The sequence below is a fragment of the Parabacteroides sp. AF48-14 genome, assembly GCF_003477465.1.
GTDB lineage: Bacteria > Bacteroidota > Bacteroidia > Bacteroidales > Tannerellaceae > Parabacteroides > Parabacteroides acidifaciens.
In genome coordinates, this window is sequence record NZ_QUDI01000022.1 from 1 (window position 1) to 26579 (window position 26579).

A 26579-nucleotide genomic window follows, 5' to 3' on the forward strand; every position below is an offset into this window, starting at 1 on the left:
ATTTGCTTTAAGTAATAAGATCAATAAGAATATGAATAATATGATCTAAAACATATTTTTGTTGTTTTGTATGTATTTTTTTCAATAAAAATTGCAATTATGATATTTTTGCTTAAATTGCGCCAATGTTTGAATGTCTAACTAAACAAAAATGTGTTTATGAAAAGAAAGCTAGTGTTATTCTTGACCTACTTACTGGTAAGCATAGGTCTTTTGACGGCTCAGATTTCGCGGGTAACAGGTGTGGTTAAGTCTGCGGATGACGGCGAGCCTATTATTGGTGCTACAATTTTGGTAGAAGGTACGTCTATTGGTACAGTTACAGACATGGATGGTAAGTTTGAAATCACGAATTTACCGAGTTCTGCAAGGACTCTGTTAATTTCTTTTGTCGGAATGGTGAGTCAGCAGGTAAAAATACAATCTGGTCAAATGACAATAACATTGGCCGGGGATAATAGGATATTGGACGAAGTTGTTGTAATTGGTTATGGTACAACTCGTCGGGAGGCAAAAACCGGTTCTATAACTTCTGTGTCGAGTGATGAACTTTCAGAATTGGCAGCTTCTTCTTTTGATAAGATGTTAGCAGGTAAGATGGCTGGTGTTCAGATTACCTCTAATTCCGGTCAGCCGGGTGCCAGCAGTCAAATTCGTATTCGTGGTATTAGTTCAATCAATGCCAGTAATGAGCCTTTATATGTAGTGGATGGTGTCGCGGTAATGCAGGGCGACCAAAGCTACTTTACCAATACGAGTAATGCTTTAGCAATGATTAATCCGAATGATATTGAAAGTATTACGGTGTTAAAGGATGCAGCTGCAGCTTCAGTTTACGGATCACGCGCAGCTAATGGTGTAATTTTGGTTACAACTAAGACTGGCAAGGAAGGAAAGAGTCGCTTTACGGCTCGTGCAAAATATGGTGTATCCTCTTTGGCTAATGATAACGACTATCGTACGATGAATGCAGAAGAATTGTTATCATTTCGCCGCCAAGCAGTCTTGAATGCAGGTTATAATCCGGATGATCCAAATGCAGGAGAAGGAGCATATTATTATCCAATGAGTATATTAGAGCGACCGATGACTAATTGGATGGATCATATGAAACGTACAGGCCATATGCAAGAATATGAGATTTCTGCCACAGGTGGCAACTCGAAAACTTCCTATTTCAGCTCGGCCTCTTATCATAAAAATGAAGGTGTATTTTATGGTATTAAATTTGAAAAGATTCAGGCTCGTGTCAATGTGGATCATGAATTGAATAAATATTTAAAGACCGGAGTTCGTATTAATACGGGTTATATGTATTCGGAAGATGTGGCAATGCAGGATCTGTATTATGCAAACCCGATGTGGGCTGGTCTTATTATCCAGCCGTGGACACCTGCTTATAATGAAGATGGTACACATAATATTTATGGAATTCCTGAATGTGGAAATACAAATCCACGTGCTACTGCTGAATATGATCAACAGTGGGAAAAGCAATACCGTTTCAATGGTAGTATGTATTTGCAGTGGACTCCTATAAAAGGCTTGGTTATTAAAACCACTAATGCTGCAGAAATGAACTTTACTCAGGGTATTCGTTATTGGTCACCTGAAACAAGTTATGGCACGGCGACTTCGCAGACTTCTAATATGCAGTATCGTTTGTTAACGACATCAAATACTGTTACTTATGAAAATAAATTCCTGGAAGATCATAATTACCGTATTTTAGTTGGGCAGGAAGCTTTATACAGGTCACAGTATGACGATTATATTTCAGCTCCAAATGTTGACGGAGGTATTCCTTTCCCACAAACATCGGCTTCTCCGCAGGCTTCTCATGGTGAGGAAGCCAGCACTTTGATGTCTTTCTTTGGCATTTTAGATTATAACTATGCCGGACGTTACTATTTACAGGCATCTGTTCGTGGAGATGGTAGTTCTCGTTTTGGTAAAGAAAATATTTGGGGAGCTTTCTACTCGATTGGCGCTTCTTGGAATTTGCATAATGAGGCATTTATGGATGGAGTACATTGGGTCGATTTATTGAAACTACGTGCCAGCTATGGTGTGAACGGTAATAATAATATTGATAATTATGTACAGTATGCCAAGTATGCTCCGGTCATTTATAATGGAGTAGCTGGCTATCGTTTAAATTCTCCTAAAAATGATTATTTGTCATGGGAAAAGAATGGTTCATGGAATATCGGTATCGATTATAACTTGCTACAACGTTTTTCAGGTAGCATTGATTTCTATTCTCGTAAAACAACAGATATGTTGCTGGACCGTCCGCTATCAAGCACTTCTGGTTTTACATCTCAAATGCAGAATGTAGGTTCAATCCGCAATACAGGTGTTGAATTCCAATTTAATGCAAGTATTATTGATACAAAGGCAGTTCAATGGAACGCAGGTTTCAATATATCCCATAATAAGAGTAAAATATTGGATTTGGCAGGAGATGAGATGATTGCAGATGCAGATTATGGTGCTTTGAAATATATCAAAGGAGAAAAACTCTTTACTTTTTATGTTCGTGACTATCATGGAGTAAATCCTGAAACAGGTGAAGCGCAGTGGGTGACTAAAGATGGTTCTCTTTCAACAAATGTGAATCAAGCTCGCTATATTAAGGCTGGAAGTCCGGAGCCGACAGTAACAGGAGGTTTAAATACCGATGTAACATGGAATGGAATCTCCTTCAGTATTCAGTTTGAAGGGAAGTTTGGGAATAAGGTGTTGATTGGTGAAAATAACTATTTACATTCAGATGGTCAGCAGATGTCCATGAATCAGGCTTCTTCCGAATTAAATTACTGGAAAAATCCAGGTGATACCAATTGTAATCCTAAACCGGTAGCCGGAAATGCCACCAGTTCTAATACCAGTGTCTCCAGCCGATTTGTAGAGAATGGCAGTTATGTAAGAATTAAAGATATTACTTTGTCTTATACGTTGCCTAAGAGATTATTGAATCCTTTAGGTGTTAACAATTTGAAGATTTACGCGAGCGGCATGAACGTGTACACATTCCATGATGTAGATTTTTATGATCCTGAACGCGGTGTGAAAGGTATGGGATATGGTGTATATCCGATGACTAAGTCCGTTGTCTTCGGTTTGGATTTGACATTTTAATTAATACTTAAAATAGAAGAGAATATGAAAAAAATAATAGGATATAGTTTCTTGACACTGGTTTTGGGATTTTCTTCCTGTGATGGCTTTCTAACGAAAGAACCGGTGACAAATTTGGATACGGAAGTCGTTTTGGACACTTATGAGAAATTGAGTAAGGCTACTCTCGGCGCTTATTCTGCTTTGAATGATGGTACTTGGTATGGCGCAAATTTTGTATTGAGTTGTGAATTGCGTGCAGGTAACGCAAAGAATCCAACTAACACGGATTTTACTTCCGGGCGTTATATTAATGAATATAGTTGGATATATAATGCATCCAGTACATCCGGTTTGTGGAATTATGCATATTATACAATTGCATCAGTGAATAATGTAATTAATAATGTGGATGGTAAAGAAACGACTGATGTTTCTACTCAAGATTTGAATGACCTGAAGGCTGAAGCATTATTTTTGCGTGCTTTGTCATATTTTGATCTGCTACGCATTTATGCTCAACCATATACATTTGCTCCTCAGAGTTTAGGTGTTCCTCTTGTATATGTTGTTGATAAAGATGCCCTTCCGGCCCGTAATACGGTAGCAGAATGTTTTGATCAAGTAGTAGAAGATTTATTGAAAGCGGAAAGCCTGATGGCTGAAGATTATACTCGTTATGACGTGAATGATCCATATTCTGTAGCAAGTGTTCCTGCTATCCAAGCCTTGCTGTCGAGGGTCTATTTATACATGGGAGAATGGCAAAAGTGTGCTGACTATGCAACAAAGGTGATAGATAGTGGTCTTTTTAATATGTATACTGCAAGTGAATTGCCAAGTGTTTGGGGAAAGGATGCATATGATGGCAGCGAGGTTATTTTTGAAGTTTTTGGCAGTGAAAAGAATGAGTATAATGAATATTGGGAAGATATCTCTTGGATGACTCGTCCTGACGGATATGCTGACGTTGTCTCTACAGCCGATTTGCGTGATCTATATGAAGAAGGTGATGTTCGCGGTACATTATTTCAATCTCATAAAAATGCTCCTGATCATTTTTGGACAACTAAATACTCTGCAAAAGATCCAACGATGCGTCCTTCATTCGCAGATATCGTTGTATTGCGTCTTTCGGAAATGTATTTAAACCGGGCAGAAGCTTTGGTTCATGGTGCTCAAATCGCTGGTGCGACTGCAGAAAATGATTTGTTGACAATCACTTCTAACCGAGGGGCTTCTCCGGTTGCGGCTACATTGGAGAATATTTTGCTGGAACGTCGTAAAGAACTGGCATTTGAAGGACATATTATTTATGATATGGCGCGTACGGGTACAGCAGTGCATCGTGTAGACTATCAAGGAGCAGCTACAGCGAAAGATATCGAATTCCCTGATTACAGATGGGCTTTACCGATTCCGAAGCGTGAGATGGATGCTAATAAAAACATGGTTCAGAATGATGGTTATTGATGGATAATCAAGAAAGGCTTGTTTTATCAGAGACAAGCCTTTCTTTAAAAAGTAGGCCTATGAAATCGTATGTTAGAATATTTTTGTTACTCTGTGTTACTTTATGGGGAACATGTGGAGGATTTGTGCTTTCTGCTACACAATATAGTCCTACAACTAAATGGCCGTATCTGTATGAGAATTTTCTTGATGGAACAGTCTATTTCGCTGCAGACCAGAAGACCAAACAGATGAAATTGAATATTCATTTACAGAATTGTACGTTACATTATCTGGATGGAGATAAGGTTTTACAGTCTAATCCTCGCGATATAGAGAGGATTCAAATAGGAAATGATCAATTTATTTATATGAACGGTGAATTGGTTCGCCTTGTAAAAAAAACAGATGGAGGTATTTCTTTAGTGGAGTCGGTAAAAGCTGATTTGGCTGCATTGTCAAAAGGGGCATCCGGTGCTTATGGAATGGGTACTGATGTATCTGCTGTTAATCAACTGACTTCTATTCAATTGGGAGGGATATCAAATTTGAGTCATGCCCAAATGAAGTTAGAGAGGAATGATGGAAAGGACCTTTCTTTGATAAAGACATACTATTTTATCTTTGGAGATAAGATAGTTGAAGCTACCCGGAAAGAAGTTGAAAAATCCCTTGGCGATAACGGTAAAACTAAATTAAAAGCATTCTAAAACAAAATAAGATCAAATGGAAAGAGGAAGCCAGCTTGATAAAGCTGTTGGAGTTTTTCCATCAATAGCGAATTTTCCCAACACATTTACACGTATTTACACATATTAGACACACAAAAAGAAGCCAGGGTTTGTAGTGATACAGACCCTGGCTGTTAGAAAGAAACTTTTAAATACTTCTCTGAGCCTTGTTTTATATCAGCCGATCAAAGATACGCTGATGTTGATTTTATGCCCATCCATTCGGAATTTCATGCCCATGCAATCCGATTTCCATGGGCATAGAATCCGGTCTGTTTACATTTGTAAATTAAGTAACAACCAAAAAACAGTAACTATGAAAAAGAACGAATTTAAAGAGCTTAAATCTTCTTGCCATATACCCTATCTGATATAATATCAAATGAATATATTAAATTTGTACCCGGAATGGTATAAAAAGAAGTATTTATGAATAATTTGTCTGCCACAGTCAAAATGTTGCGAAAACAATATAAGCTAACACAAGAAGAACTTTCGTTGAAGTCCGGTGTGGGGATACAGACAAGCTAATATATGTATGATGATTTATTAAGAGAACGTCTTGATCGGATTGCTTCAAAATAACATCTGGTTATATTGGTGACTCGTAGTGATATAGCCGTAGGAGTTCTAAACAAAAAATCCCCGAAGTTCTGAAAACTTCGGGGATTTTTATTTACTTGATTTCTTTCTCTTCCATCATGTCCAGTTCATTCTTGTCGGAGTCGATAAATTTGTACTCCAAAAAGCCCAGACTTTGATTGGGGATTACTTTAATACCCATCGAGTATTTCAGTTTCCATTTCCAACTGAGCGGAAATTTTCCGCTTTTAATAAATGCTGCAACATAAGGATGTACGTGCAGGGCGAATTTCTTCACATTGTGTTTGTTCACTAAACAGTCGATCTTTCCTTCCAGGCTGTCGGTAAACAGGATAGAGGGTTTGATGGTGCCCGTGCCGAAACAGGTCGGACAAGCTTCGGATGTATCGACATCCATTGCCGGACGAACACGTTGGCGGGTTATCTGCATCAGACCGAATTTACTCAACGGCAAAATGTTATGCTTTGCCCGGTCGTTAGCCATCGCCTTGGTCATGTGTTCGAACAGTTTCTGCCGGTTGGCAGCTTCAGCCATATCGATAAAGTCGACTACAATAATACCACCCATATCGCGCAGGCGTAATTGACGGGCAATTTCGTCTGCAGCTGCTGCATTCACGTCAATCGCTGTTTTTTCCTGGGCATCACTGCCTTTCGAACGGTTTCCGCTGTTCACGTCGATAACGTGCATGGCTTCCGTGTGTTCGATGATAAGATAGGCTCCACTTTTGTATGTGACGGTGCGTCCGAACAGAGACTTGATTTGTTTTGTGATTGCAAAATTATCAAAGATAGGGAGTTCACCGGTGTACCGTTGTACGATCTCTTCCCGTCCGGGTGCAATCAGGCTGACATAATCACGGATGTTGTGATAGATGTCCGCATCGTTCACATAAATGTTCTGAAAAGAGGGATTGAAAATATCACGTAACAAAGCCACTGCTCGTGCCGTCTCTTCGTAAATGAGCGCAGGAGCTTTTACTTTGGTGATTTTAGGGATATTTTCTTCCCAACGTTTCAGCAATGTCTTCAATTCATGATCGAGTTCGGCAACGCGCTTTCCTTCCGAAGAGGTACGTACGATTACGCTGAAATTCTTCGGTTTGATACTTTGAATGAGTTGGCGTAGACGGGCACGCTCTTCGCTCGATTTGATTTTTGTGGAGACCGATACTTTGTCGGCAAACGGTATCAGCACGATGTATCTTCCTGCAAACGAAAGTTCGGAAGTCAGTCTGGGACCTTTTGTGGAAATCGGCTCTTTGGCGATCTGTACCAGCACTTCCTGTCCGACTTTGAGCACGTTGCTGATACTTCCGTCTTTTTCAATTTCGGGAAGCAACTGCAGTTTGGAGATGGCGGGGAGCTTTTTTTCTCCCTTCTGTTCTCCCAGTGCCTGCTTGAGGAATTTCTGCTGGGTGTTGAAATTTGGACCTAAGTCCAGATAGTGAAGAAATGCATCCTTTTTATAACCTACATCAATGAAAGCAGCGTTCAAACCCGGCATCAGTTTTTTTACCTTGCCCAGATATATATCGCCGACGGCGAAAGAGACATTGCGGGCTTCCTTTTGGAGCTCCACAAGGTTCTTATCCTCCAGTACGGCTATAGATACCTCTTTGGGTTGTACATCAACTACTAATTCACTAATCACTATAAAAAGAGGTGTTAAATACGAGACCTTATTAAATACGCAAAGAACAAACTTAAAAAGGTCTCTTATTAAGTTTGTTCTTCAGAGTTGCTCAAATAGACTTATTTCTTTTTGTGTCTATTCTTCTTTAGTCTCTTTTTGCGCTTGTGCGTAGACATCTTATGTCTTTTTCTTTTCTTTCCGCTAGGCATTGTTTTAAAATTTTAAATTAAACTATAATAACTAAATTACTTTACTTCGTTCAGGAAAGTCTTAGCCGGCTTGAATGACGGAATGTTATGTTCCGGGATGATGATCGTAGTATTTTTTGAAATATTACGAGCTGTTTTCTGGGCTCTCTTTTTAATCACGAAACTTCCGAAGCCTCTCAGGTATACATTTTCACCCTGAGACAATGAACTCTTTACGATATCCATGAAGGATTCTACGCTGTTCAGCACTGTCTGCTTGTCGATACCCGTGCTTTTTGAAATTTCGCTTACAATATCTGCTTTAGTCATGTCTATAAATTAATTAAATAATTGATTTGGACCTATTAATTTTTTGGAATGCAAATATATAGCTTTTTATTTAAGTGGAAAAAGAATTGCCAGCCAATTTTTAAGAAAAATGTTTCCTTACAATCCGTTAGAACTATGTATGTTTGCAGTAATCAATTAGTTGCAGGTCTGGAGAAGACCAAAAAGAAATGTATGTCGCAGATAGAAAACAAATTAGAAATCAGCTGTTTATTGCGGAATTGGTACCAAAAGCATAAAAGGGAGCTGCCTTGGCGGGAATCTTCTGACCCCTATATTATCTGGATATCCGAGATTATCCTTCAGCAAACACGGGTGGCGCAAGGGATGGATTATTTCCTTCGCTTTACCGGGCGGTTCCCCGATGTAGCCTCACTCGCATCGGCGGAAGAGGATGAAGTGCTGAAATATTGGCAAGGTTTGGGCTATTACAGCCGCGCCCGTAATCTCCATGCCGCAGCCAAAGATATCATGGAACGGTTCGGCGGCGTTTTCCCGCAACACTATAAAGATGTGATTTCCCTGAAAGGAATAGGGGAATATACGGCTGCCGCTATCGTCTCTTTTGTCTGGAACCAGCCTTATCCGGTGGTCGACGGGAATGTCTTCCGGGTCCTTTCGCGTCTTTTTGCCGTGGATACTCCGATTGATACGCCAAAAGGAAAGAAAGCGTTTACGGAACTGGCCGGTGTGGTGATGGACCCTGAATATGCCGGTTGGCATAACCAAGCCATTATGGAATTGGGCGCTTTGCAATGCGTCCCCCAAAATCCCGATTGCGGGGTTTGCCCTTTGAGAGAACGGTGTATGGCTTATGGGGCGGGGACGATGCAGTCTTATCCCGTGAAGCAGAATAAGACAAAAACGAGGGACCGTTATTTCCATTACCTATACATTAATTATAAAGGGAAGACCTGGCTGTCCCGCCGGAAAGGAAAAGATATATGGGAGGGGCTCTACGAGTTTCCGCTTATCGAGACGGACCGGGCAATGGATTTTGCAGGATTACAGGAGACGGATGCGTTCCGCCGGCTCTTCGCAGGAGCGGGAAAACTGGACGTCTCGGTAGGATTGTCCGGAGTAAAGCATGTCCTGTCCCATCAGATCCTATATGCCACTTTCTACCGGATAGAGATAGAGCGAGAGAGCGAGGCGCTGCAAAGCTTCCTTTCTGTACCGGTGGAGGAGCTTGATAAATATGCAGTGCCCCGCCTGATACATATTTATTTAGAGAAATTAGAGCGAAACTTGTCAGAATGACTGAATTTATGTTTCTTTGTAAACTAATAAAAGAATAAAGCTATGTCATTGAATAAAGTTATATTAATCGGTAACGTCGGACGTGATCCGGAAGTACGTTACTTCGATAGTGGCGCTGCTGTCGCCAACTTTCCGCTTGCCACTTCAGAGAGAGGCTATACCTTGGCTAATGGTACGGTCGTGCCGGAACGTACGGAATGGCACAATGTCGTTGTCCGCCGTGACCTGGTCCCCTTTGTTGAAAAATGGGTGAAGAAAGGTTCCGGGCTTTATGTGGAAGGAAAGATCCGCACACGCAACTATGACGACCAGGCAGGCGTGAAACGTTACGTAACGGAAATCCATGCAGACCGCGTCGAGTTTTACAGTATGGGTTCCGGTAACCGTGACGGCGCTAATAATACCGGCACGACGATGACATCCCAACCCGGCGGCCAGCCTCAGACGGCTCAGCCCGCAACCGGTTATCAGCAACCCGCATCCGGACAACCGGATACACCTTTAGAATCTAACAGTGCGGACGATCTTCCGTTCTGATATTGTTTAACTAATACGGTTCCCCTTGGACTCAGACTATTATTTATCGGGCTTATTCGATCAGGTTACTATACAGGCGCTCACAGCAGGTCCTGTAATAGCGTTAAGCCTTGCAATCCTCCTGCTGTTTGTTTCCGGCTTCGTGTCGGCTTCCGAAGTGGCCTTTTTCTCGTTAACCCCGGGTGACATCAATGACATCCGGGAGGAGAATGCGCCTTCCGATCCTTTGATCCAGCGGTTGCTGGACCGTTCCGAGTACCTGCTCGCTGCTATTCTGATAGCCAATAACTTTGTGAATGTGGCTGTCGTTATGCTGTGTACCTACGGCATCAACGCCATTATCAATTTCTCCGCAGCCCCGATGCTGGGCTTTATTCTGGAAACGATTGTCCTGACATTCTTGTTGCTGTTGTTCGGCGAGATCATGCCTAAGATTTATGCACAGAAGAACTCGTTGCGGTTTGTCCGCAGTTCGGCTCCTGTGCTGAATGTGTTGGAGCGCATCTGCCGCCCGCTGTCGAAGGTGCTGGTGACATCGACCAGCGTCATTAATAAGGCGTTGGTAAAGAAGAAATATGACCTTTCCGTCGATGAACTCTCCAAAGTGCTGGAACTGACTTCCACCGAAATGCCGGAAGAGAAAGAGATGCTTTCGGAAATCATCAAGTTCTACAATAAGACGGCCGACGAGATCATGACGCCCCGTTTAGATATGGAAGATATCGACATCAAGACGAGTTTCCGCGCCGTGATCGACTTCGTTATCCAATCCGGCTATTCCCGTATTCCGGTCTATGCCGATTCGGAAGACAATATTAAAGGCATCCTGTATATAAAGGACCTTCTGCCGTATGTCGAGAAGCCCGACACGTTCCGCTGGCAAAGCCTGATCCGTCCGGCCTATTTCGTGCCCGAGACGAAGAAGATAGACGACCTGTTAGAAGAGTTCCGCACCAATAAGATACATATGGCAATCGTGGTGGACGAGTTCGGCGGTACGTCCGGTATCGTGACGATGGAAGATATCCTGGAAGAGATTGTCGGCGAGATATCCGATGAATATGACGAAGACGAAAAGCTGTTTATCCGCCTGGCCGACGGCAGTCTCATCTTTGAAGCCAAGATATTGCTGACCGACTTCTTCCGTGTGATCGAAGCCGATCCCGCCGAGTTCGGCAAGTTGACCGAAGAGGTGGAAACATTGGCCGGCCTTCTGTTGGAGATAAAAGGAGACTTCCCGCGCCGCCGTGAGATCATCGACTATAACGACTGTCGTTTCCAGATCTTAGAGATCGATAACCGCCGTATCCTGAAAGTCAAGTTCAACCGTATTTCCGATCAGGAAAAGGAAAAGCAAGAGGAGTAATGCGTCTTTCTGCCGGCATATTATGGGTTTTGCTGTTGGCCGCGTGTGCCTCTTGCACGGAATATACGCCGAAGCCGCGCGGTTACTTCCGCATCGACTTACCGGCGCCTTCCTATCAAGAACTCCCTGTCGAGGATTTGCCTTATACTTTCAGGCTTTCCAAGCGGGCTGTGGTGGAGCTTCCACCGGTCGGCAATCCGGCAGGTTGGATCAATCTTTCCTATCCGCAGTTGAATGTGAAGCTATATTGTAGCTATCTGCCCGTAACACCGGCTACTTTGAAAGGGGCGGAAGACGAATGCCGTGCCCTCGTCGTGCGGCAGGCGAAGCGTCCGGACCAGATCAAAGAGCAGGCCTACAGCAATCCGGAGGCGGATGTCTACGGTTCGCTATTCCTGCTGGACGGCGAATCCGCTTCACCCTTGCAGTTCATGCTGACCGACAGTGTTTCCCGTTTTTTCCGGGGTGCCCTGTATTACGATTGCATCCCGAATGCAGATTCCCTGGCGCCTGTCACCCAATATCTGAAACAGGACATCGTAGAGTTGATCCAATCATTTAGCTGGAAGAAATAGATGCCGCTTCTCCTGAAACATACCGCCCCGCTCCGGGGAGTCTGGAAGATTGAAGAGTCTTCGGACACGCTCTTTTCCCTTTTGGAGAATGGGGAAGAGTACCTGTCGCAACTGGAGGATATCCATACGGAACACCGCCGCCGGGAATGGCTTGCCAGCCGCGTGCTTCTTCAGACGCTTCTCGGCCGTCCGGCCCGTATCGCCTATCACCCGAACGGTGCGCCCTATCTGCCGGATTCTTCTCTATACATCAGCATTTCCCATACGAAAGGATATGCCGCCATCCTGTTACAGGAACATCCCGCTGCCGGTATCGACATCGAATACCGTTCCGACCGCGTATTGAAGATCCGCAGCCGTTTTATGAATCCGGAAGAAGAAGCAAGCCTTGACCGCGAGCACGAGGCGGAACACCTCTTACTCCATTGGTGCGCCAAAGAGACGCTGTTCAAGATGATCGGCCGGGAGGAGGTCGATTTCCTAAAGCATTTGCATGTGCGGGCGTTTCCGTATGCAGAGGAAGGAAGTTTCCGGGTGCAGGAGACGCGGACTGAAGCGGGTGCTGCTTATATTTTAAACTATCTTGTTGCTCCCGACTTTGTATTGACTTGGAGTTTCATTTAATTATTGACAAATATGAATCGGATAGGGACATATAATATGGAAAAAACTGTTCAATGTTTTAATCCATATTATTTACTTCTTAATTTTAAGATGATCTATCTGTTTTCCCTTTATGGATGTAATTCATATTTTGTGACAATTTCTGTATTGGGATTCTTTATATGGTATTGGGAGTTTTTATATGAGGGTAAAATAGATTTTGATTTGAAATCAGGAATTTCTTCGATTCGTTCAAAACGACGAATCGAATTCCCATTATAATGAATCCATATATTGTTATGATCGAATACTTCTATTTTTCCTCCAAATCGATCTATCGCAGGAATATCTGTAATTGTAAAATTATCATTTCTTATGAACTTCCCGGAGAGATCATATATATCCTGATTTGTAGCGTGATAGTAATAAGTTGTATTTGTTTTTAATTCTAAGTTTGAATATGTATAAGTCCCTCTTGCGACAGTATAAAAGACACCGATCCCATATCCTATCACTTGTCCGTCTTTATTCCATGTAGAGCCATATAAATTCTTTAATGGATTATTAATCTCTTTAAAAGTCCCATCAGAAAAAAATTCTACATAATTTTCGCCATCAACCATTTTTTGCGGATAGGGTTCTGGTGCCATATATCCACCTTTATTCCACCATCTCCCCACAATCGAAAATTCCTCCTCTTCCTCTTTGGGTTTAAACGTTGCCTGGCTGATTACTTCTCCGCTTGCATCGAATATTTTGGCTGTCAGAGAATCATTGGGGACGGTCGGTGTCCATTGAACTTTAGCGTTCCCTTGTAAGTCCGTGAGGAGGAAATTCTGGCTTACCTTACCTTTTGGTGATTCGAACTTGACGGAGACTCCTTGAATAGGGAGGTCTGCTGCTAATAGTTTACGTGTTACATTGAATGTGACTTCGATAGGTTTGTCCAGTTGAACGTCCAGCCCGTTTTCCGGCGATTTAAGTTCGATTTTGTCTGGAGCATTGTAGAACAGGCCTTCAAAGGTGATGGGAGGAAACGGTAATTCCTCATTTATTCCGATGAAATCAAGCATGATACTTGTTTGCAGGTCAACGCCTGCATATGTTTTTTCCGTCCAGCCATAATAATCCTTGCTAATGGAACCCATTTCGTTGAACATACCCATTTTTACCGAATCTTTCAGGAACGGCTGGGGAGAAAAAGCCGGGCCGAGAAAGTTATATAATTTGATCTTTATTTTGGGATATGCCGATATTTTCATGTTGAGATTGGCGAAGGCCGTGATTTCAAGCGGATGTATTTGGTATTCAAATGTCGCTCACCGATAGGTTGCCATTTTTTTTCTTTGTATTCAATGCCGGTTGTCAAACTGCCACTAAAGTTAACGCCTCCTTTGATTTCAATCTTGGCATCTCCATCGGCTGAGAAATCTCCTAACAGATCGCTGCCTAATGTTATAATGACAGGTATTCCTGTAGGGGTAAAGAAGGTGAAAACACGTGGTTTGAACATCCCTTTGGCTATTGTGATATCATTTTCTTCATATTTGAATTTGCCTTTGGCCGAAGCTCCCAATATCATATCCCATTGAGCTTTTGCACCTATTGTAAAGCGAAATTCTTCCAATTCGCTTACCTTTATTTTTAGGTCTTCGGTGATTTTCTTTTCATTCACAGCTTTGCCGAATTTGAAATGTGCGGTCGCATTCAATGAAAAGTTTTGCTTGTAGGTGTCCCAATAGAGTGCAAGGTTTCCGTCTTCACTTGCAGATATGACTTTTCCGCTATTGTCGATTTCCGGGAATGAGATGTTAAGTCCTGTTTCGCCCTCCGCTCTGGTTTGAGGTATTTCTTGATGGATATCGTAGAGAGTCCGGTATGAATTGTTTTCATTTATCTCTATAATCCTAACAGGATGGAGTATACCGTTCGCATCAATAGAAGCTGTTCCGGACTTAGTCGGTGCACGTTCGGCGGAGGGGGCGAGTGACAGCGTAAATTCAGTATCTGCAAACAACTCTGTCATGTTGGCTTCAACGGTTTGCAATGTTGCAGTTTTGTTGCTAACGTCTGTATTCATAACCCGGCGGATGTAGGTTGATGTGTCAGTCTCGAGGACGATAAGCGAGAGGCCGTTTTCGAATTCGGGGGCTTTGTCTGTGAACGTCAGCGTCACATCTCCTGTCTTCATATCCATCTTTGTGATCTGGGTTTTCTCCCAGTCGATAGGGACATAAGTCGAAGTGTTTTCGGTAGTAGGTGTGTCCGGGCCATCCGGTTCCGGGTCTACGGCCGGTTCGTCTTTGCCACATCCGGCGAAGAGGAGGAGCAGCAGGGCGAGGAATAAGTAGAGGTTTGTTTTCATGTTTTTAGGATTTAATATGGATAACAAATTTAGAAAAATAGTCGGATGCATTTTTTCCGTTTGTTCGGCCTCGCGTATAAAATGTAAAAAACGGCATTATCCGGTTGAATAATGCCGTTATCCGGTAAAAAAGGTCCCGTCCGCTGTCCGCTTTTTTAGACTTTTCTCGGCTCACACGCTAATCATTGGGGATAAACATAAGGATGAGGCAGGTTATGCGGATCAGTTTAAACCTGGCAAGTTTTGAACCTCCTGCAAATCTGATGAATATTACAATAACCCCCTTTTTTGCCATTTTTCTATTTCGTCTGAAATCTTGATCGATTTTGGATTGACTCTTTTCACCTTTTAAACTCCCCTTTCTGACAATAAGAAAAACGAGGTGCGCAGTCCTTTTCGAAAAGCGTGCAATTTGGTTACCGAAAACCAGAAACGCCGACAATGTGATAAAGCTTAACTCCCGGAGAATCGAATATTTGAAAACAAAACGGACGGCGTCCCAAATATCCCAAGGAAATTCAGGTGCTTTTTTGCCCTAAAGACGGTCCTCTTTCCAATTACGACCGTTCAAATCGCCATTACGACCGTCCTAATCTTCGCGAGGTGCCGAGTGCACTACACATTAGCACGGTCATAATAGCAAAGAGGACGGTCGTAATTGCTGGGAACGGTCAAAAAAGGCGAAAAAGTCCCTTTTTGAGGCAAAAAAAGTGGATTAACATTTGTTTTATTTTAGACATCTTTTAGACTTGAAAAATGCGTTTTATACAATAAGCCCCCCTGCCGCAGGCTCTCTTTTGCCGTTGATTTCAATCAACGGATTGATAAGCACCCGGCTTTGCCGGATTCCTCTGCGGGTTTAAACCCCTTTCAAATATCTACAGGCAATCTCTATTAATGGGGCTAAAGCCCACAGAGGAAGAGGCTTTGCCTCTAAGCTCTAAAACCGTTCGTTAAAACGAAACGGCAAAAGAGAGCCTGCGGCAGAGGGGTTATTGTAAAAAACGCATTTTTTGAGCTCGAAAGGTCCCCTAATTCAAACAAATGTCAACCCACTTTTCAGCCGTCAAAAAGGGGCTTTTTCCTATGATCAGGCACCTTATCGCCATGAAGAGGGACTTTATCGCTCTGATCCGGAACTTTATTGCCCTGAAGTCGGACTTCATATAGTACGAAGTCAACCTTCAGAGCGATGAAGCGTTACTTCACGGCAATTTTCTGCGCACCTCACGGCAACAAGCCCCCAAAATTTCCTTTAGATATTTGGAACGCCGTCCGTCTTCGTTCGCAAATATTCGATTCTCCGGGAGTTAAGCTTTATCACTTTGCCGGTGTTTCCGGTTTTCGGTAATCAAATTGCACACTTTCCGGAACGGGCTGCGCACCTCGTTTTTCCGATTGTCAGAAAGCAGAGCTTAAACCGTGAAAAGAGTCAATTCAAAATCGATCAAGATTTTGGACGAAATAGAAAAACGGACGAAAAGAGGGTTATTGTAATTTCCATTCCCGCACTCGATGCGGGATCGCAAAGGAACAGACGGTATCATAATCCTCAACAGAGCCGTCAGGCTCTATTTCCGGCCTAAGCCGGTGAGCGTAAAGCGCAGAGACCGCAGTGAACGTCCGGAGCGTCTGCTGTAGGGGTCGTTCGCGAACGACCCTTACGACGCGACAGCGAACGAAGGGAACGGAGTAGCGAAGCAGGTTCGGCCTTGACTTCTTGGTTTACTTTTGGGTCAAGCCAAAAGTAACATATCTTTGTTAGTCCAGATTAAATCCGTATTTTTGCAGAAAAATAGAATTATATGACTGAAACCCTCGCATATATAAAAGAATCTTTGAAGGACTTGTATCCGCCTTCCGAGATCAGTAGCCTGGTCCGTCTGATCATGGAGCGGGTGAGTAATATCCAGCCGCATCATTTTCTATTCTGTAAAGATAAGATACTGCCCGAAGCCGAAAAGAACCGGATTCACGAGATCGTCGAACGGCTGAAAGAGATGGAGCCTATACAATATATATTAGGCACAGCCGATTTCTACAGCCTGCAATTCGAAGTGAACCCGTCTGTCCTGATACCACGGCCGGAAACGGAAGAGCTGGTCGAACAGGTCATCATCGACAACGAAGGGAAAAAGATAAAAATATTGGATATCGGTACAGGCAGCGGCTGTATCGCCGTCACGCTGCGCAAACACCTGAAGCAAGCCAGCATTATCGCAACAGATATCTCGGCCGAAGCATTGGACACGGCTCGCAGGAACGCCAAACGCAACAACGCTACGATTACTTTTATCCAGACAGATATCCTGAACCCCGAAAAAGCGGAAATGGACATCCCGTTCATACTGGATGTCATCGTCAGCAATCCTCCTTATATTAAGGAAGAAGAAAAGATAGATATGGAAAGGAACGTGCTCGACTACGAACCGCATATCGCCCTCTTCGTGCCGGACAACGACCCGCTGCTGTACTATTGGCACATTGCCCATTTCGGAAAGAAAAAACTGAGAAGGAACGGACGGCTCTATTTCGAAATCAATGCCGCCTACGGCTCGATGGTCGTCGAAATGCTTGAGGAAGAAGGTTATAAAGATATCGAACTGATCCAGGATTTGTCCGGCAAAGACCGGATCGTAAAAGCACGGAAATGAAGCAACTCAGCGAACCTGAAATGCTTCACCGGGCAGCCGCCTATTGTTCTGCCGCCGAACGTTGCATCCAGGATGTGGAAAAGAAAATCAAAGCGGCGGGGTTGACCGGGGAAGAAAGCGACCGCATCATCGCCCGCCTGCTGAAAGAACGTTTCATCGACGAAAGCCGCTTTGCCCGTTATTTCGTAAATGACAAACTGCGCTTCAACAAATGGGGACGTATCAAAATCAGCTATGAACTCCAAAGGAAGGTATTCCGGCGGATATCCGCACGGAAGCATTAGCCGGCATAGACGAACAGGAATATCAGGATATCCTGTTCTCCCTCTTGAAAAGCAAGAAGAAAACAACCCGGGGCAAAGACGAACGGGAGACTTACATCAAACTACTCCGTTTCGCCGCCGGACGCGGATTCGAGGGACGGGACACAAGCCGTTGCCTGAAGCAGCTTTTCAACGGGAATGACTATGATGAAGACACTTTTGAATGATCTCCTGAACCTTTTCTTCCCGCGACTGTGCCTGCTCTGCCAGACACCTTTGATAAAAGGGGAAGAACATATCTGCCTGCATTGCTCGAACAATTTGCCTTATACGCATTTCACGGACCTAAAGACGAACGCAGCCTGCCAGTTGTTCGAAGGGAAAGTCCCTTTTGTCGCCGCCACCGCCCTGCTCCGTTTCGAGCATGGAGGATACGGGCAAAAGCTGATCCACTCCCTGAAATATCACGGAAATAAGGAGTTAGGATATCAATTGGGCCGCATGGCTGCAATCGCTTATCAGAAATCCGGGCTGTTTGACACGGTCGACGTCCTGCTCCCCGTTCCTCTTCATCCGGAAAGGCTGAAACAAAGGGGATATAATCAGTCGGAATGGATTGCACGGGGCATTCAATCCGTCACCGGAATACCGGTCGACACCACCTCTGTTTCCCGCATCAAAAAGACGGAAAGCCAGACACGCAAGCAAGTCTACGAACGGCAAAAAAACGTAGAAAATATCTTCCGGCTGAACGACTCCGAAGCATTGAAAAACAGGCATGCCCTATTGGTGGACGACGTGATCACAACCGGCTCGACATTCCTCGCCTGTGCCGCTTCAATACAGGCAGTTCCCGGTATCCGGATCAGTTTTTTGGGGATAACCATCGCCTGAGAAACACGAATTTGCCGGAAACCTGTTATACAATATGTATGGCTTATTTTTTTCAAGAACTACAAGGTTATCTCATTCCCTTTATCTACCTTTGCGGACTGATATAAACATATTATATTTATTAGGTTGTATGAAAACACTGGAAAGATTAGTAGCAGAGAGATTATTAAAGATTAAGGCGGTTAAACTGCAGCCGGCCAATCCTTTCACATGGGCATCCGGTTGGAAATCACCAATCTACAATGACAACAGAAAAACGCTTTCCTATCCGGAAATCAGAAGTTTCATCAAGTTGGAACTGGCTCGGACAATCAGCGAAAAATACGAAAATGCCGATGCTATCGCCGGTGTTGCAACCGGAGCTATCGCTCAGGGAGCATTGGTAGCCGACCTGTTGGGCCTGCCGTTCGTATATATCCGCTCCACTCCTAAAGATCATGGGTTGGAAAACCTGATCGAAGGCGAACTGAAACCGGGTTCAAAGGTTGTGATTGTTGAAGATTTGGTTTCTACAGGCGGCAGCAGTTTGAAAGCAGTACAGGCCGTTCGTAATTTCGGTTGCGATGTAGCCGGTATGGTTGCGATCTTCACGTATGGTTTCCCTGTTGCTGTAGAAGCTTTCAGAGATGCAAAAGTAACTTTGACAACGCTGAGTAACTACGACGCAGTCTTAGAAGAGGCTTTGCGTACGGATTACATCGACGAGTCCGAAATCGCGATCCTTCAGGAATGGCGCAAAGACCCGGCTAACTGGAATCCGGGAGTATAATTGAAACAGAATGACTGAATTTGTTAGTGAAGTAAAAGCGATCCCCTTTAATGAGGATCGTATTTTTAATATGCTGTCCGACCTCTCCAACCTGGAAAAGGTGCAGGACCGCATACCTCAAGATAAGATTAAAGATTTCGAGTTCGACAAAGACTCTTGCAGTTTCAACGTCGCACCCGTAGGTAAGATAACCTTCCAGATCGTAGAACGCGAACCGAACAAGACGATCAAGTTCACGACGACGAATTCTCCCGTCCCCCTGTTCCTCTGGATACAGCTGAAACAGATGGAAGAGAATGACACCCGGATGAAAATGACTGTCCGCGCCGATCTGAATCCGTTTATCAAGCCAATGGTATCAAAACCGTTGCAGGATGCAGTCGATAAGATATCGACACTGTTGGCATCCCTGCCTTATTAATTGTATTTTTAATGGCTCAGAAACTTTGGGAAAAAAATGTTCAGGTAGACCAGGAAGTGGATACCTTTACGGTAGGTAAAGACCGGGAGATGGATCTCTATCTGGCTAAGTACGATGTGCTTGGCTCGATGGCTCATATCACCATGTTGGAAAGCATCGGACTACTTACCCGGGAGGAACTGACCGTCCTGCTTGCCGAACTGAAGAATATTTATGCCGTTGCCGACAGCGGCCGGTTTGTCATTGAAGAGGGTGTGGAAGATGTCCACTCGCAAGTGGAACTGATGCTGACACGCCGCTTGGGTGATACGGGGAAAAAGATACACAGCGGCCGGTCGCGTAACGACCAGGTGTTGCTGGACCTGAAACTCTTCACCCGTGCGCAGATACAGGAAATAGTGGAACTCGTATCCGGCCTGTTCGAGGTGTTGATCTCGCAGAGTAACCGGTATAAAGAGGTACTGCTTCCCGGATATACGCATTTACAGATCGCCATGCCGTCATCGTTCGGACTTTGGTTCGGCGCTTATGCCGAAAGCCTTGCCGACGACCTGCAACTGATGCAGGCAGCCTATAAAGTTTGCAACCGTAACCCGCTCGGCTCTGCCGCCGGATACGGATCTTCTTTCCCGCTGAAGCGCCAGATGACAACAGACTTGCTTGGCTTCGACTCGCTTGACTATAACGTCGTGTATGCACAAATGGGACGTGGCAAGATGGAACGCACCGTAGCTTTCGCTATGGCGGGCATTGCCGCTACACTGTCCAAATTAGCTTTTGATGCCTGCATGTTCAACAGCCAGAACTTTGGTTTTATCAAGTTGCCGGACCAGTTCACGACAGGTTCCAGCATCATGCCGCATAAAAAGAATCCGGACGTATTCGAGTTGACACGTGCCAAATGCAATAAGTTGCAGGGACTACCCCAACAGATCACGCTGATCAGCAACAATCTTCCGTCGGGTTACTTCCGTGACCTGCAGATCATAAAAGAAGTATTCCTTCCCGCCTTCGACGAACTGAAGGACTGCCTCCGTATGGTTACGCATATGATGCGGGAGGTGAAAGTGAACGAGCATATCCTGGACGACGACAAATACGCACTTCTTTTCAGCGTGGAAGAGGTCAACCGCCTCGTACTCGAAGGCGTGCCTTTCCGTGATGCCTACAAGCAGGTCGGCCTGAACATCGAAGCCGGAAAGTTTACCCCTGTTAAGGAAGTCAGCCATACGCATGAAGGAAGTATCGGTAATCTGTGCAATGATCAGATTTCCGCCCTGATGCAAAATATTGTGGACGGTTTCGCGTTTAATAGAGTAAACGAAGCTGAACAACAGCTGTTATCCGAATAAACGATGAAACGATTTTTATCCTGCTTACTTGTATTATTGGCTCTATCGTGTACTAAAACAATAGAGACAACTATTCCTTATTGCCCTGTTTATCTTGAACTGGATTTAACTTTTCAAGATCGTGCATTAAAAGATATGCAGGCATATAAGATATATACACAATCGAATATTGATCAAGCTGGAGAAAAGACAGGTTTTGGTGGAGTCTTAGTATATCATGGACTCAACAACAACGGTGGAGCAGCTGATGCTTATTATGCTTTTGATGCAGCTTGCCCCTACGAAGCCCTAGCCAATATAAAGGTTGAAGTAGATGAAAACAAAATATATGCAATCTGTCCAAAATGTGGAAGTAAATACGAAATCTTAAACGGTATTGGAAATCCAATAGAAGGTCCCAGTAAAAGTTACTTACAACAATATCCTGTAACCCCTATGGGTAATAAACTTTATATAAGAAATTACTAATTTTCCTGTCCAAATATTTGCAGAAACAAAAAAATCATCTACCTTTGCACTCGCAAACGAAAACAATGCAACAACGCGGAAGTAGCTCAGTTGGTAGAGCATAACCTTGCCAAGGTTAGGGTCGCGGGTTCGAGTCCCGTCTTCCGCTCATCTCTTAAGAGAAAGGGATGCTCGAATGGTGGAATCGGTAGACACGAAGGACTTAAAATCCTTTGGCCATTGCGGCTGTGCGGGTTCAAGTCCCGCTTCGAGTACGGTACAGACGCACGGCCGTGCGTCTCAACAGATTACATTTTGCGGAAGTAGCTCAGTTGGTAGAGCATAACCTTGCCAAGGTTAGGGTCGCGGGTTCGAGTCCCGTCTTCCGCTCGCTTCCAAAAGGCCTCGTTATTCTCAGGAATAGCGGGGCTTTTTACTATAACAAAAAACTAACATCGAAATAAACGATACTCATTATGAAGAAGGGACTCCTTTATGCAATCATCGCTTCCGTTCTGTGGGCTATTGTAACGCCATTCATCAAGCAAGGACTCAGTTATGATTTTACTCCGATGAATTTTGCCGGAATACGGTTTACGCTTGTCGGCATCATACTATTTGCCTACACTTGGCATAAAGGGATGTGGCGGGAGATCAAACAAAACAGCAGGCTATTCCTCAACCTGATTCTGATCAATATGTTTTTAGGATATACAGCCTTTTATATAGGCGTGGACTTCGTCAGCGGAGCCATCTCTTCCATAATCATGGGGATGACACCGCTCATCAATGTCCTGCTTGCCCACCTCATCGCCCGCAATGACAAACTGAATATCTATAAGACCTGTAGCCTGCTGGTCAGTTTAATCGGCCTGTTCCTGATTATCGGGATGGGAAGCGACGGCAAGCCGCTGGACACGAAAGGCATTGCCGGCGTCGTTCTCCTGCTGCTCAATATCATTTTGCAAGGCTATTCGGCCATATCTGTTTCTGAAGATAAGGGGAAGGTAAATCCGATATTTCTGAATGCGGTTCAGATGTTCTTCGGCGGATTGCTTATTTACATTGTCGGAGTGTCTGTTGAAGGCTTCCATCCTTTTATCGGCAAACCGGCAGGATTCTACATCAGTCTCGGCGTATTGGTCTTTATTTCCGTCTTTGCCTTCAGTTTCTGGTTCATGGCGTTGCAAGATACGAAAAGCAAAGTGTCGGACCTCAATATGTGCCGCCTTATCAATCCCATACTGGGAGCTGTCCTGAGTTGGATCATGCTGGCCGATGAATATCCGACGTTCAGCACTGTCACCGGTATGCTGATCATTGTCAGTTCATTAATCATCTATTTCAAGGGAGAAAGCTTGGTTAAACGGATAAAAAATAAAGGGACACAGACGTAAAGTCCATGTCCCTTCTCCATATTGAATATCATTTATCCTCTCAAAGCCGCATCCATCGCCGCAGCCGCCTTGCGACCGTCTCCCATTGCCAGGATTACGGTTGCGCCGCCACGGACAATATCACCGCCGGCATATACATCGGGCAGCGTCGAACGCATGCTTTCTTCGTTTACCACGATCGTACCCTTGCGACTTACTTCCAGCCCTTGGAAGGCACGCGGGATAAGTGGGTTCGGGGAAACGCCGACACTGACAATCACTTCGTCCACATCGATCGTTTCGATCGCTCCCTCTACAGGCACAGGACGACGGCGTCCGGAAGCATCCGGTTCGCCCAGTTCCATCTTCTGCAGGCGCATCTGTTTGACACGGCCGCGTTCGTCGCCGATATATTCAACCGGGTTATGCAAAGTCATAAACTCTACACCCTCCTCTTTGGCATGTTTTACCTCTTCCAGGCGGGCAGGCATTTCTTCTTCACTACGACGGTACACGATCATGGCACGCTCGGCACCCAGACGGCGGGCCGTACGGACAGAGTCCATCGCCGTGTTGCCGCCACCGATAACCGCCACCTTCTTACCCTGCAATACAGGCGTATCGCTTTCAGGGTTGGCTGCATCCATCAGGTTGACACGTGTCAGATATTCGTTGGACGACATGACGCCGACCAGGTTCTCGCCCGGAATATCCATAAAGTTCGGCAGTCCGGCTCCGCTGGCGGCAAAAATGCCTTTGAAACCATCGGCATGCAAGTCTTCGTAACTGATCGTCTTGCCGACAATACAGTTGGTCAGGAACTGCACACCCATCTTACGCAAGCCGTCTATCTCGACATCCACAATCTTGTTCGGCAAGCGGAATTCGGGAATACCATATTTCAGTACGCCCCCGATCTCATGCAACGCTTCGAAAACCGTCACATCATACCCGCGTTTCGCCATATCGCCGGCAAAGGAAAGACCGGCGGGGCCGGAGCCGACAACCGCAATCTTAATACCATTCTTTTCCGCCACCTCAGGCACGGAGATATTACCGCTTTCACGCTCGTAATCGGCCGCAAAGCGTTCCAGATACCCGATAGCGACAGCCGGTTTTCCCATCTTCAAGTGAATACATTTGCTTTCGCACTGCTTTTCCTGCGGGCATACGCGGCCGCAAACGGCAGGCAGGGCACTGGTTTCTTTCAGCACTTTGGCCGCATCTAAGAACTCGCCCCGTTCGATGTTCTTGACAAAAGTCGGGATATTGATACTTACCGGACAGCCTTGCATACAAGTCGGATTCGGACAGTCCAGGCAACGCTGTGCTTCCTGCACGGCCTGTTCAGCCGTCAAACCGAGGTTCACCTCTTCCAGGCGGGTATGGCTGCGGTATTCCGCATCCAGTTCATTCATCTCCACACGGGGAATATCCGTGCGTTCTTTATTCTTTTTGCTTTTCCGCAGTGCTTCCCTCCAGGGTTCGGCACGACGGGCGGCGATCAGTTCTTCTGTTGTCATTTGTTTACCGTGGTTTTGTTATTTCTTTTCAATATCTTTATAAGCACCGAGGCGCATCAGCATCTCGTCGAAGTCCACCTGGTGGGCGTCGAACTCGGGACCGTCCACACACACGAACTTGGTCTTTCCACCGACCGTGATACGGCAGGCGCCGCACATTCCGGTTCCGTCTACCATGATCGTATTCAGGGAAGCGACCGTCGGTATTTCATATTTCTTCGTCAGGGCAGAGACAAACTTCATCATAATAGCCGGGCCGATCGTCACACACAGATCCACTTTTTCCCGGTTGATGACACTCTCGACCCCATTCGTTACCAATCCTTTCGTGCCGTAAGAACCATCGTCTGTCATCACAATCACTTCATCCGAATTAGCACGCATCTGTTCTTCCAGGATAACCAGGTCTTTCGTACGGGCAGCCAACACCACGATCACGCGGTTTCCGGCCTTATGGAAAGCCTCGACAATGGGCAACAAAGGTGCCACTCCCACACCGCCACCGGCACAAACGACTGTCCCGACTTTCTCGATATGGGTAGCCTGTCCCAACGGACCTACCAGATCGGTAATATAATCACCGACATTCAGTTCACAGATCTTCTTTGACGAACCGCCTACAGCCTGAATCACGAGTGTGATCGTTCCTTTTGTCGTATCAGCTCCGGCGATAGTGAGGGGAATGCGTTCTCCCTTTTCCCCTACCTTCACGATAACAAAGTGGCCTGCCTTACGGGAGCGGGCGATCAGAGGAGCCTCTACCTCCAGTTTCACCACGTTGGCAGAGAAATGCTCTTTACTTACAATTTTATTCATTATAATCGCTACTATTGATAGATTGTTTTGTTGATTTGGTTGCAAAAATACATTTAAAAACCGAAAATCATAGTATTTTGCCAAACAAAAAGGACTTATTCGAACAAACCTTCATCACGGATCAGCATCAGGATAGCCGAATGCGGAACAATCAGGAACTTTTCCTCGTTAAAATTGATTTCATAAGCCGTATTCTGTAAAAACACAGCCAGGTCGCCTTCGTGTGCCTGCAAAGGCAGGTAATGCACTTCCCCGTCCTTCTTCTTTTCCCAGACTTCGTGTTCCTCGCTCTGCGAAGGAAGAGGAAAACCCGGACCGACTTTGATGATATATCCGCTCTGTATCTTTTCCTGCTGAACGGTAGGCGGCAAATACAGGCCCGACTTCGTCTGGCTTTGCGGATTCTTCGGCTTGATAAGCACTTTATCGCCTACCATCAGGAACTTATCGATGTCTTTCTGATCTATTGCTAATTGCATAACTAAATATATAAAGAATAATTTACGAGAACAAAGATACAAAATGCTGCACATTCCTTCAAAAAGAATAGGCATCCTTTTGGAAAGAGATGCTGAACGCTTTCCAAAAGGATGCCTACTCTATATTTATGGGACAGGGACTGGTTTTGCGTTCGAAAAAACTTAGATCGAACGTCCCTTAAAGACATTGGACTGATCCGAAGGATAGAGGTAACCGGTAAACGAGATACGGTTACTGTTGAAGTTCGGACTGACAGTCGCCGTACATTTATTCGTTCCTTTCACCATGCGGATGGTCACATTTGCGGAAACAGCGACACCTTGCACCATCATGTTGAGTGTGACATTTCCTTTCTTATCGGTCTTCATTTCGACATTCGAGGCGCTACCGTCCACCGTAATGCCTCCGATACCGTTAGGACCGGCAGCGGCAGTATTGAATGACAACTGAATCGTAGCCCTGTCTCCCTTCATGGAAACGAAGTTCGTACTCGGGGTTACATAAACAAATCGTCCGCGTTTAAATTCGACACGTTCGGCTTCCAACACAAAATCTTTTTCTTTCAGTGCTTGCACGCCCTGTTCGAACAAGGCCATCTGTTCTGCTGCTTCAGCAGCTTTCTTAGCTTCTTTTTCCGCTTTCTTGGCAGCCTTATCGGCAGCTTTATCCTGCTGGGCCATCATGGTTCCCGCGCTAAAGAGCAGGATTGACAGTAATAATAATACTCTTTTCATACTTCTTATTCTTTTAGTTATAACCTAATCAATCTACTTTTATATAGTAGACAACCAAGATAA

At 44.8% G+C, this 26579-nt stretch carries 23 protein-coding genes, 3 tRNA genes and 2 pseudogenes; 20 read left to right on the forward strand and 8 right to left on the reverse strand.

The genetic code is table 11. The features are described from left to right. Positions 1-159: 159 nt before the first annotated feature. The 4 genes and pseudogenes from DW083_RS11565 to DW083_RS22805 form a co-directional block, all read left to right on the forward strand. The gene (locus tag DW083_RS11565; protein ID WP_122332467.1) at positions 160-3144 is read left to right on the forward strand and encodes a TonB-dependent receptor; all 2985 of its coding nucleotides are present in this window, start codon (positions 160-162) and stop codon (positions 3142-3144) included. A gap of 24 nt (positions 3145-3168) precedes the next feature. After that, positions 3169-4596: a RagB/SusD family nutrient uptake outer membrane protein gene (locus DW083_RS11570; RefSeq protein ID WP_122332468.1), complete on the forward strand. Its 1428-nt coding sequence runs from the start codon at positions 3169-3171 to the stop codon at positions 4594-4596. After that, a complete protein-coding gene (locus tag DW083_RS11575) occupies positions 4596-5285 on the forward strand; it encodes a hypothetical protein (RefSeq protein WP_122332469.1) in 690 nt (229 codons plus the stop codon). Before DW083_RS11570 ends, DW083_RS11575 begins: the two co-directional genes overlap by 1 nt. A 450-nt stretch (positions 5286-5735) precedes the next feature. Then, positions 5736-5828 (forward strand): annotated as a pseudogene (locus DW083_RS22805) (transcriptional regulator); the annotation flags it as partial. 154 nt (positions 5829-5982) lie between these two features. On the opposite strand, the gene DW083_RS11585 reads toward DW083_RS22805, so the two are convergent. Together DW083_RS11585 and DW083_RS11590 are read right to left on the reverse strand one after the other, a co-directional pair. After that, positions 5983-7563: an Rne/Rng family ribonuclease gene (locus tag DW083_RS11585; RefSeq protein ID WP_122332470.1), complete on the reverse strand. Its 1581-nt coding sequence runs from the start codon at positions 7561-7563 to the stop codon at positions 5983-5985. 227 nt (positions 7564-7790) lie between these two features. After that, entirely contained in the window at positions 7791-8063 is a 273-nt protein-coding gene (locus tag DW083_RS11590) for an HU family DNA-binding protein (protein WP_005636204.1), read from the reverse strand. Between the two features lie 192 nt (positions 8064-8255). On the opposite strand from DW083_RS11590, the gene mutY reads away from it, so the two are divergent. Genes mutY through DW083_RS11615 form a run of 5 tightly spaced genes read left to right on the forward strand, consistent with a single transcriptional unit; the run spans position 8256 to position 12443 of the window. Further along, positions 8256-9341, forward strand: a complete 1086-nt coding sequence (mutY, locus tag DW083_RS11595; RefSeq protein WP_233552167.1) for an A/G-specific adenine glycosylase — start codon at positions 8256-8258, stop codon at positions 9339-9341. Positions 9342-9383: 42 nt separating this feature from the next. Continuing rightward, complete coding sequence (ssb, locus tag DW083_RS11600) at positions 9384-9878, forward strand: single-stranded DNA-binding protein (protein WP_122332472.1); 495 nt, start codon at positions 9384-9386, stop codon at positions 9876-9878. Positions 9879-9903: 25 nt separating this feature from the next. After that, positions 9904-11244, forward strand: coding sequence for a gliding motility-associated protein GldE (gene gldE / locus DW083_RS11605; protein WP_122332473.1), 1341 nt, complete (start codon positions 9904-9906; stop codon positions 11242-11244). Further along, positions 11244-11819 (forward strand): gliding motility protein GldD, encoded by a 576-nt coding sequence (locus tag DW083_RS11610; protein WP_122332474.1) that lies wholly within the window; start codon positions 11244-11246, stop codon positions 11817-11819. The genes gldE and DW083_RS11610 overlap by 1 nt, the downstream gene beginning before the upstream one ends. Continuing rightward, a complete protein-coding gene (locus DW083_RS11615; RefSeq protein WP_122332475.1) occupies positions 11820-12443 on the forward strand; it encodes a 4'-phosphopantetheinyl transferase superfamily protein in 624 nt (207 codons plus the stop codon). Between the two features lie 110 nt (positions 12444-12553). Here DW083_RS11615 and DW083_RS11620 read toward each other — a convergent pair whose 3' ends face one another. Together DW083_RS11620 and DW083_RS11625 are read right to left on the reverse strand one after the other, a co-directional pair. Beyond that, on the reverse strand, positions 12554-13684 hold the full coding sequence (locus tag DW083_RS11620) for a hypothetical protein (RefSeq protein ID WP_122332476.1): 1131 nt from the start codon (positions 13682-13684) through the stop codon (positions 12554-12556). Further along, a complete protein-coding gene (locus DW083_RS11625; RefSeq protein ID WP_122332477.1) occupies positions 13681-14787 on the reverse strand; it encodes a hypothetical protein in 1107 nt (368 codons plus the stop codon). The genes DW083_RS11620 and DW083_RS11625 overlap by 4 nt, the downstream gene beginning before the upstream one ends. Before the next feature lie 1805 nt (positions 14788-16592). Here DW083_RS11625 and prmC point away from each other — a divergent pair. From prmC to DW083_RS11685, 11 genes and pseudogenes are all read left to right on the forward strand, one after another. Then, the gene (prmC, locus tag DW083_RS11635; protein WP_122332479.1) at positions 16593-17441 is read left to right on the forward strand and encodes a peptide chain release factor N(5)-glutamine methyltransferase; all 849 of its coding nucleotides are present in this window, start codon (positions 16593-16595) and stop codon (positions 17439-17441) included. Then, a pseudogene (locus DW083_RS11640) lies at positions 17438-17931 on the forward strand (regulatory protein RecX). Before prmC ends, DW083_RS11640 begins: the two are co-directional and overlap by 4 nt. Next, positions 17909-18598 carry a ComF family protein gene (locus DW083_RS11645; RefSeq protein WP_233552168.1) on the forward strand — a complete coding sequence of 230 codons (690 nt, stop codon included), beginning with the start codon at positions 17909-17911 and terminating at the stop codon, positions 18596-18598. Before DW083_RS11640 ends, DW083_RS11645 begins: the two are co-directional and overlap by 23 nt. Before the next feature lie 130 nt (positions 18599-18728). After that, the gene (gene pyrE / locus DW083_RS11650; RefSeq protein WP_115500935.1) at positions 18729-19367 is read left to right on the forward strand and encodes an orotate phosphoribosyltransferase; all 639 of its coding nucleotides are present in this window, start codon (positions 18729-18731) and stop codon (positions 19365-19367) included. A 10-nt stretch (positions 19368-19377) separates the two neighbouring features. Next, positions 19378-19788: an SRPBCC family protein gene (locus tag DW083_RS11655; protein WP_115500936.1), complete on the forward strand. Its 411-nt coding sequence runs from the start codon at positions 19378-19380 to the stop codon at positions 19786-19788. Positions 19789-19799: 11 nt separating this feature from the next. Then, positions 19800-21140, forward strand: a complete 1341-nt coding sequence (gene argH, locus DW083_RS11660) for an argininosuccinate lyase (protein WP_122332481.1) — start codon at positions 19800-19802, stop codon at positions 21138-21140. A 3-nt stretch (positions 21141-21143) separates the two neighbouring features. Next, positions 21144-21608 carry a (2Fe-2S)-binding protein gene (locus DW083_RS11665; protein ID WP_122332482.1) on the forward strand — a complete coding sequence of 155 codons (465 nt, stop codon included), beginning with the start codon at positions 21144-21146 and terminating at the stop codon, positions 21606-21608. A gap of 75 nt (positions 21609-21683) precedes the next feature. After that, positions 21684-21756 (forward strand) — tRNA-Gly (locus DW083_RS11670). 21 nt (positions 21757-21777) lie between these two features. Then, positions 21778-21862: transfer RNA gene (locus DW083_RS11675), tRNA-Leu, on the forward strand. Positions 21863-21904: 42 nt separating this feature from the next. Further along, positions 21905-21977: transfer RNA gene (locus DW083_RS11680), tRNA-Gly, on the forward strand. A gap of 86 nt (positions 21978-22063) precedes the next feature. Next, complete coding sequence (locus DW083_RS11685) at positions 22064-22984, forward strand: DMT family transporter (protein ID WP_122332483.1); 921 nt, start codon at positions 22064-22066, stop codon at positions 22982-22984. Between the two features lie 32 nt (positions 22985-23016). On the opposite strand, the gene gltA is transcribed toward DW083_RS11685, so the two are convergent. The 4 genes from gltA to DW083_RS11700 all read right to left on the reverse strand — a co-directional run bounded on the left by gltA (position 23017) and on the right by DW083_RS11700 (position 26516). Beyond that, a complete protein-coding gene (gltA, locus tag DW083_RS22275; protein ID WP_199659173.1) occupies positions 23017-24486 on the reverse strand; it encodes an NADPH-dependent glutamate synthase in 1470 nt (489 codons plus the stop codon). Positions 24487-24504: 18 nt separating this feature from the next. Further along, positions 24505-25302, reverse strand: coding sequence for a sulfide/dihydroorotate dehydrogenase-like FAD/NAD-binding protein (locus DW083_RS22280; protein WP_122344383.1), 798 nt, complete (start codon positions 25300-25302; stop codon positions 24505-24507). A 95-nt stretch (positions 25303-25397) separates the two neighbouring features. Beyond that, a complete protein-coding gene (locus DW083_RS11695) occupies positions 25398-25781 on the reverse strand; it encodes a co-chaperone GroES family protein (RefSeq protein ID WP_115500949.1) in 384 nt (127 codons plus the stop codon). A 162-nt stretch (positions 25782-25943) separates the two neighbouring features. Then, entirely contained in the window at positions 25944-26516 is a 573-nt protein-coding gene (locus tag DW083_RS11700) for a DUF4251 domain-containing protein (protein ID WP_115500940.1), read from the reverse strand. Between the last annotated feature and the right edge of the window lie 63 nt (positions 26517-26579).

Excerpts from the sequence above, each read along its gene's own strand:
- prmC (WP_122332479.1), top strand. The coding sequence starts at position 16,593 with ATGACTGAAACCCTCGCATATATAAAAGAATCTTTGAAGGACTTGTAT.
- DW083_RS11575 (WP_122332469.1), top strand. The coding sequence starts at position 4,596 with ATGGATAATCAAGAAAGGCTTGTTTTATCAGAGACAAGCCTTTCTTTA.
- argH (WP_122332481.1), top strand. The coding sequence starts at position 19,800 with ATGGCTCAGAAACTTTGGGAAAAAAATGTTCAGGTAGACCAGGAAGTG.
- pyrE (WP_115500935.1), top strand. The coding sequence starts at position 18,729 with ATGAAAACACTGGAAAGATTAGTAGCAGAGAGATTATTAAAGATTAAG.
- DW083_RS11620 (WP_122332476.1), bottom strand. The coding sequence starts at position 13,684 with ATGAAAATATCGGCATATCCCAAAATAAAGATCAAATTATATAACTTT.
- DW083_RS11610 (WP_122332474.1), top strand. The coding sequence starts at position 11,244 with ATGCGTCTTTCTGCCGGCATATTATGGGTTTTGCTGTTGGCCGCGTGT.
- DW083_RS11695 (WP_115500949.1), bottom strand. The coding sequence starts at position 25,781 with ATGCAATTAGCAATAGATCAGAAAGACATCGATAAGTTCCTGATGGTA.
- DW083_RS11565 (WP_122332467.1), top strand. The coding sequence starts at position 160 with ATGAAAAGAAAGCTAGTGTTATTCTTGACCTACTTACTGGTAAGCATA.
- DW083_RS11700 (WP_115500940.1), bottom strand. The coding sequence starts at position 26,516 with ATGAAAAGAGTATTATTATTACTGTCAATCCTGCTCTTTAGCGCGGGA.
- DW083_RS11615 (WP_122332475.1), top strand. The coding sequence starts at position 11,820 with ATGCCGCTTCTCCTGAAACATACCGCCCCGCTCCGGGGAGTCTGGAAG.
- DW083_RS11625 (WP_122332477.1), bottom strand. The coding sequence starts at position 14,787 with ATGAAAACAAACCTCTACTTATTCCTCGCCCTGCTGCTCCTCCTCTTC.
- DW083_RS22280 (WP_122344383.1), bottom strand. The coding sequence starts at position 25,302 with ATGAATAAAATTGTAAGTAAAGAGCATTTCTCTGCCAACGTGGTGAAA.
- DW083_RS11655 (WP_115500936.1), top strand. The coding sequence starts at position 19,378 with ATGACTGAATTTGTTAGTGAAGTAAAAGCGATCCCCTTTAATGAGGAT.
- DW083_RS11570 (WP_122332468.1), top strand. The coding sequence starts at position 3,169 with ATGAAAAAAATAATAGGATATAGTTTCTTGACACTGGTTTTGGGATTT.
- ssb (WP_122332472.1), top strand. The coding sequence starts at position 9,384 with ATGTCATTGAATAAAGTTATATTAATCGGTAACGTCGGACGTGATCCG.
- DW083_RS11685 (WP_122332483.1), top strand. The coding sequence starts at position 22,064 with ATGAAGAAGGGACTCCTTTATGCAATCATCGCTTCCGTTCTGTGGGCT.
- DW083_RS11665 (WP_122332482.1), top strand. The coding sequence starts at position 21,144 with ATGAAACGATTTTTATCCTGCTTACTTGTATTATTGGCTCTATCGTGT.
- mutY (WP_233552167.1), top strand. The coding sequence starts at position 8,256 with ATGTCGCAGATAGAAAACAAATTAGAAATCAGCTGTTTATTGCGGAAT.
- DW083_RS11590 (WP_005636204.1), bottom strand. The coding sequence starts at position 8,063 with ATGACTAAAGCAGATATTGTAAGCGAAATTTCAAAAAGCACGGGTATC.
- DW083_RS11645 (WP_233552168.1), top strand. The coding sequence starts at position 17,909 with ATGATGAAGACACTTTTGAATGATCTCCTGAACCTTTTCTTCCCGCGA.
- gltA (WP_199659173.1), bottom strand. The coding sequence starts at position 24,486 with ATGACAACAGAAGAACTGATCGCCGCCCGTCGTGCCGAACCCTGGAGG.